This is a genomic window from Cellulosilyticum ruminicola JCM 14822, assembly GCF_001311925.1.
In the GTDB taxonomy this organism is placed as follows: Bacteria; Bacillota; Clostridia; order Lachnospirales; family Cellulosilyticaceae; genus Cellulosilyticum; species Cellulosilyticum ruminicola.
Genome location: NZ_BBCG01000104.1, coordinates 1 through 6024, shown reverse-complemented (window position 1 = coordinate 6024; position 6024 = coordinate 1). Strand labels below are relative to the sequence as shown.

The window sequence follows — 6024 nt, the reverse complement described above, 5'->3', positions numbered from 1 at the left end:
GACTGTTTCTCATAACTTGTTGTACTTAAAGCGAACTGAAATCTCATATCGAAATTTAAAGCGCCAATAAGGTCTTCATCTGATAAACTAAAGTTCTCTTTAAGAATAAGAAGACCTACTAATACATTAACAGGAGAATTTGGTCTAGAAACTTCATCACTATAAAGTACTTCAAAGCGCTCTTCATTAATGTTAGAAAAAATATATTGATTAAAAGGGGTAGCCCAGCTTTTCTCAAGATTTTTGCGAAGATATTTAGGTAGATTAATTGTTGGATCTTGAAGATTAAGTGGTTGAACTGTATTTTTACGAAACATAAAAATTTCCCCCTTGTTTTTTTCTTAATTATACCATAATGATGTAAAGTAGTTTTAAAAACTAGCCTTTTTGTGGGCTAATCATCATGTACGATAATGTAATACCACTAGTAGTATTAACTAATTCATGCATTTTCCAACCAAACCATTTAATAAAGTTACCATTAGTGTCAAGTTTACTTCCCCAGTTAGGAAAAATTACATCATCTTTAGGAATCTTTTTAAGAGGGAGGGCATGTTCAAAGGCATTTATTTTGCTAGCATCTATAGCAACATTAGTTGTATTAATAGGTCCTAGAGAGTTAGCGTCAATATAGCATCAAGTTTAGTAAGAGGTTTCAATTCGTAAAATTTATCTAAAGTAATTAAAGATTGTTGTCGACACATATTTAACAGTTTACTCCTTTCGATGTGGATTATTTGCTTAAAATGTATATCGAATCGGGGTAGGCTGTTTTTTATGTTATAAACATTGTAAAATCAAGGGATAAAAATTATGAAATTATCTCAAATAGAAAAGGTAAAAAAATAAATTTTAAAAAGGCATATAGTGATAATTAGCTATATGTATAAGAAGGTTTAAATTACATAAGATAAGGAGGTGATAAATGGGTGCGTCTATGTTTGTTACATCTTTTTATTTTGAAAGTGCTATTATTTACACGTTTTATAGTAATCTATAATATTTTTTAAAATAGTTGTCATAGTCTCTTGACAATTAAAGTAAGTAGTGGTATCTTTAATTTGTAGTTAGCACTCGGGTTTGGTGAGTGCTAACAAGAAAAAGGAAGTGATGACATGGATATGAATGAACGTAAGCTAAGAATTTTAGAAGCTATCATTCAAGATTATATCCAAACAGGTGAACCTGTTGGTTCAAGAACTATTTCTAAGAAATATGACTTGGGCATTAGTTCAGCAACTATTCGTAATGAAATGGCTGATCTTGAAGATCTTGGTTTCATTATGCAACCCCACACTTCCGCTGGAAGAATACCTTCAGATAAGGGTTATCGCCTTTATGTAGATGGCATGATGCAACGTACAAATATTAGTCCAGATGTAGCAAAAGTAATAGGGAATATGATTCAACAAAAAATCACACGTATTGATGATCTTGTTGAAGAAACAGCAAAGCTGATTGCCATGTTAACAAATTGTGCTACCATTGCATCGACACCGCCAATAAGTCAAGTATGTATAAAACATTTACAACTTGTTCCGGTGGATGAACAAAGTGTGGTTTGTGTAATTGTAACTGATACTAATAGTGTTAAAAATCAGATGATTAGCACACCAAAAGCTTTAGATGCTAATATTTGTATGGCACTTACAAATATTCTTAACGAAAGTCTAAAGGGTAGTGCTTTAAGTCAAATTAGTTTAGACAAGATTCGTTTATCAATTGAAGATAAGATGAAAGAATATGGTGATATTGCAAGCAGCGTTCTAGATGCGATTGCAAATGCCTTAAAAGAAAAAGATATGCCAAATGTTTTCATACGTGGTGCCAATAACATTCTTGATTTTCAAGAATTTAATGATAAAGAAAAAGCAAGAGAAATGTTTAAGCTCTTAGAGGAAAAACCATATCTTGCAAAAATCTTAGATCATAATCCACCAAATGAAATTACAATTCGAATCGGTGAAGAAAATACACTAACACCTATGAAGGATTGTAGTATTGTTACAACAAGCTACCGCATCGGTGATTCGACTATTGGAAATATTGGTATTATAGGACCAACCCGTATGAACTATAGCGAGGTTGTTTCAGTATTAGAATATGTTTCTCATCATATTACAAATATGTTAAAAGGAATTAATAACCAAGAAGGAAATAACAAACCTTAGCGAATGAATAGTTCTTGGCAGAAAGGGTGAAACAATGGAAGAAAATAAAGATTTAGAACAAGCAGTAGAACAAGAAGAGGTTGTTGAGGAAACAACTACAGAAGAAACTGTAGAAGCTGCAGAAGCTGCAGAAGCTGAGGTAGTAGAAGAAGTACCTCAAGCTGGAGACAAAGCAGCTGAATACTTAGATCGTCTTCAACGTTTAATGGCAGAGTTCGATAACTATAGAAAACGTAGCGAAAAAGAAAAAGCAGATGCTTATGATTTCGCTGTAAGTAATACAGTTGCAGAGTTATTACCAATCATTGATAACTTTGAACGTGCCCTTAAAGTAGAAAGCACAGATAAAGCATTATCTGCTGGAGTGCAAATGATTTACAAACAACTTATGGGTGCCCTTGAAAACTTAAAAGTAACACCGATTGAAGCAGTAGATAAAGAATTTGACCCAAAACTTCACAATGCAATTATGCACATAGATGATGAAGCTTATGGAGAGAATATCATTGTTGAAGAACTTCAAAAAGGATATTTATATAAAGAAAAAGTAATTAGACATAGTATGGTTAAAGTAGCCAATTAATGATAGGAGGAATTAATTATGGGTAAAATAATAGGAATTGACTTAGGAACAACAAACTCTTGTGTATCAGTAATGGAAGGTGGAAAACCAGTTGTAATCGTAAATGCAGATGGTAACAGAACAACTCCTTCAGTAGTAGGTTTCAGCAAAACAGGTGAAAGACTTGTAGGGGACGTAGCAAAACGTCAAGCTGTAACAAACCACGAAAGAACAGTAATCTCAATTAAACGTCACATGGGTACAGATTACAAAGTAAATATTGATGATAAAGCATTTTCACCACAAGAAATTTCAGCAATCATTCTTCAAAAATTAAAAGCAGATGCTGAAGCTCACCTTGGTGAAAGCGTAACAGAAGCTGTTATCACAGTACCAGCTTACTTCACAGATAGCCAAAGACAAGCAACAAAAGATGCTGGACGTATCGCAGGTCTTGATGTAAAACGTATCATCAACGAACCAACAGCAGCAGCTCTTGCTTATGGACTTGATAACGAACACGAACAAAAAATCATGGTATACGACCTCGGTGGTGGTACATTCGACGTATCTGTAATTGATATCGGTGACGGTGTAATCGAAGTACTTGCTACAAGTGGAGATAATCACCTTGGTGGAGATGACTTCGACCAAAAAATCATCAATTACTTAGTAGAAGAATTCAAAAAACAAGAAGGTATTGATTTATCAGCAGATAAAGTTGCAATGCAACGTTTAAAAGAAGCTGCTGAAACAGCTAAAAAAGAACTTTCTCAAAAAACAAGTGCAAATGTTCTTATCCCATTCATCTGCAGTGGTGGACAAAGCTTAGACGTAACAATTACAAGAGCTAAATTCGATGAATTAACAGCTGACCTCGTAGAACGTACAATGGGACCAGTAAGAAATGCATTAAGTGATGCAGGCCTTAACGCTTCAGAACTTGACAAAATCTTATTAGTAGGTGGTTCAACACGTATTCCAGCTGTTCAAGAAGCTGTTAAACGTATCACAGGTAAAGAACCATTCAAAGGAATCAACCCAGATGAATGTGTAGCTGTAGGTGCTGCAATTCAAGGTGGTAAACTTTCTGGTGAAGCTGGTTCAGGAGACATCCTTCTTCTTGACGTAACTCCACTTACACTTGGTATCGAAACAATGGGTGGTGTTGCAACTCCAGTAATCCCAAGAAATACAACAATCCCAACTAAAAAATCTCAAGTTTTCTCAACAGCAGCAGATAATCAGCCAGCAGTTGATATTCACGTTGTTCAAGGTGAAAGACCAATGGCTAACGACAACAAAACACTTGGTAACTTCAAATTAGATGGTATTATGCCAGCTCCACGTGGTGTACCTCAAATCGAAGTAACATTTGATATCGATGCTAATGGTATTGTTAAAGTATCTGCTAAAGACCTTGGAACAGGTAAAGAACAACACATTACAATCACAGCTAGCACAAACCTTAGCGATGATGAAATCGAAAAAGCTGTTAAAGAAGCAGAACAATTTGCTGAAGCAGATAAAAAACGTAAAGAAGCAATCGACGTTAAAAATGAAGCGGATTCAATGGTATTCCAAACAGAAAAAATGATGAAAGATATGGAAGATAAACTTGAAGCTGATGATAAGACAAAAGTAGAAGCAGCTCTTACAAAATTAAAAGATCTTAACGAAAAAGCTGTAATCGGTCAAATGACAGATGCACAAGTTGAAGAACTTAAAGCAGCTAAAGAAGAACTTACACAAGTATTCTACGCTATTTCTGAAAAAGTATATAGCCAAGCACAAGCAGCACAAGGTGCTCCAGATATGAATGCAGGTAATACAAATGCTCAAGATGATGATGTCATTGATGCTGACTTCAAAGAAGAATAAAAACTAATGCATAGAAACGGTCAAAGAGCATCTCTTTGACTGTTTCTGTATGTTTTTATAATATATAATAGGTAGAGAAAATTGATATAAAGGGCAATAGGGCAGTTTATATCATATAATAAAGAGATTGGTGTGATACTCTTAGGAGGACATTTCAACACGATCTTGGCAAAATTTAATTAGTGGTGGTGACAAGCGTGGATAAAAGAGATTATTATGAGGTCCTAGGCGTATCTAAATCGGCCTCAGATGCAGAAATTAAAAAAGCTTATAGAAAATTAGCGAAACAATATCATCCAGATGCAAATCCGGATAACAAAGAAGCGGAAACAAAATTCAAAGAAGTAACAGAAGCTTATGAAGTATTAAGCGATGCAGACAAAAAAGCAGCTTATGATCGCTATGGGCATGCAGCCTTTGAAGGCGGAGCAGGTGGCGCTGGCGGATTTAATGGCGGCTTTGGTGCTGACTTCGACCTTAACGATATCTTCGATATGTTTGGTGGCGGTTTCGGTGGCTTTGGTGGTGGCGGACGTAGACGTCCAAGAGGTCCCCAACCAGGTGCAGATATTCGTCAAACAATTCAAATCACATTTGAAGAAGCAGCTTTTGGATGTGAAAAAGAGATTTCAATTAATACATCAGAGCTTTGTGGTACATGTCATGGTTCAAAAGCTAAACCTGGTACATCAACTACAACATGTTCTAAATGTGGTGGTACAGGTCAAATTCATGTCACACAACGAACTATCTTAGGTGCAATGCAAACAGTTCAAACTTGTGATGCTTGTCACGGAGAAGGTAAAGTTGTAAAAGAACCATGTCCAACATGTCATGGTCACGGTAAAGTTAGAACTGTGAAAAAAGTTACAATCAATATTCCAGCAGGTATTGACCACGGTCAAACACTTCGTGTATCTGGAAAAGGAGAAGCAGGAGATGCAGGTGCACCAGCCGGTGATTTACTTGTAACTGTTTCAGTTAAAGCACATGCTATTCTTGAAAGAAGGGGAATGGATGTATATATGCGTATGCCAATTAGCTTCGCTCAAGCAGCACTTGGCGCAGAACTTTCAATTCCTACACTTGATGGAAGTGTTAAATTTAATATTCCAGCAGGTACACAAACATCTTCTAAATTCAGATTACAAGGGAAAGGTATTCCAAGCCTTCAAAATAAAAACCGTCGTGGTGATCAATATGTAGAAGTTCATATTGTAGTACCTAAAGAATTAACAGAAAGACAAAAAGAACTCTTAAGAGAGTTTGAACCAGAATCAGGTGCACAAGCTGAAGAATCAAAAAAAGGATGGAAACATCTCTTTAAAAAATAAAAAGAGGTCAGATTGAACGTAAGTGACAATGCTACCTTTTTAATAGACACGGTAAAAAACGTGTCTATTTTTTGTT

General features: G+C 35.4%; 4 protein-coding genes and 1 pseudogene. 4 read left to right on the top strand and 1 reads right to left on the bottom strand.

The window, feature by feature from the left end; all coding sequences use genetic code 11:
- A pseudogene (locus JCM14822_RS17560) lies at window positions 1–317 on the bottom strand (transposase); the annotation flags it as partial.
- A gap of 798 nt (window positions 318–1115) precedes the next feature.
- Between JCM14822_RS17560 and hrcA the strand changes: the two are divergent.
- From hrcA to dnaJ, 4 genes are all read left to right on the top strand, one after another.
- Complete coding sequence (gene hrcA / locus JCM14822_RS17555) at window positions 1116–2171, top strand: heat-inducible transcriptional repressor HrcA (protein ID WP_054743854.1); 1056 nt, start codon at window positions 1116–1118, stop codon at window positions 2169–2171.
- Between the two features lie 34 nt (window positions 2172–2205).
- Entirely contained in the window at window positions 2206–2754 is a 549-nt protein-coding gene (grpE, locus tag JCM14822_RS17550) for a nucleotide exchange factor GrpE (RefSeq protein WP_054743852.1), read from the top strand.
- Window positions 2755–2772: 18 nt separating this feature from the next.
- The gene (gene dnaK / locus JCM14822_RS17545) at window positions 2773–4614 is read left to right on the top strand and encodes a molecular chaperone DnaK (protein ID WP_054743850.1); all 1842 of its coding nucleotides are present in this window, start codon (window positions 2773–2775) and stop codon (window positions 4612–4614) included.
- A gap of 197 nt (window positions 4615–4811) precedes the next feature.
- Window positions 4812–5948: a molecular chaperone DnaJ gene (gene dnaJ, locus JCM14822_RS17540; protein ID WP_054743857.1), complete on the top strand. Its 1137-nt coding sequence runs from the start codon at window positions 4812–4814 to the stop codon at window positions 5946–5948.
- Window positions 5949–6024: the final 76 nt, after the last annotated feature.

Excerpts from the sequence above, each read along its gene's own strand:
- hrcA (WP_054743854.1), top strand. The coding sequence starts at position 1,116 with ATGGATATGAATGAACGTAAGCTAAGAATTTTAGAAGCTATCATTCAA.
- grpE (WP_054743852.1), top strand. The coding sequence starts at position 2,206 with ATGGAAGAAAATAAAGATTTAGAACAAGCAGTAGAACAAGAAGAGGTT.
- dnaK (WP_054743850.1), top strand. The coding sequence starts at position 2,773 with ATGGGTAAAATAATAGGAATTGACTTAGGAACAACAAACTCTTGTGTA.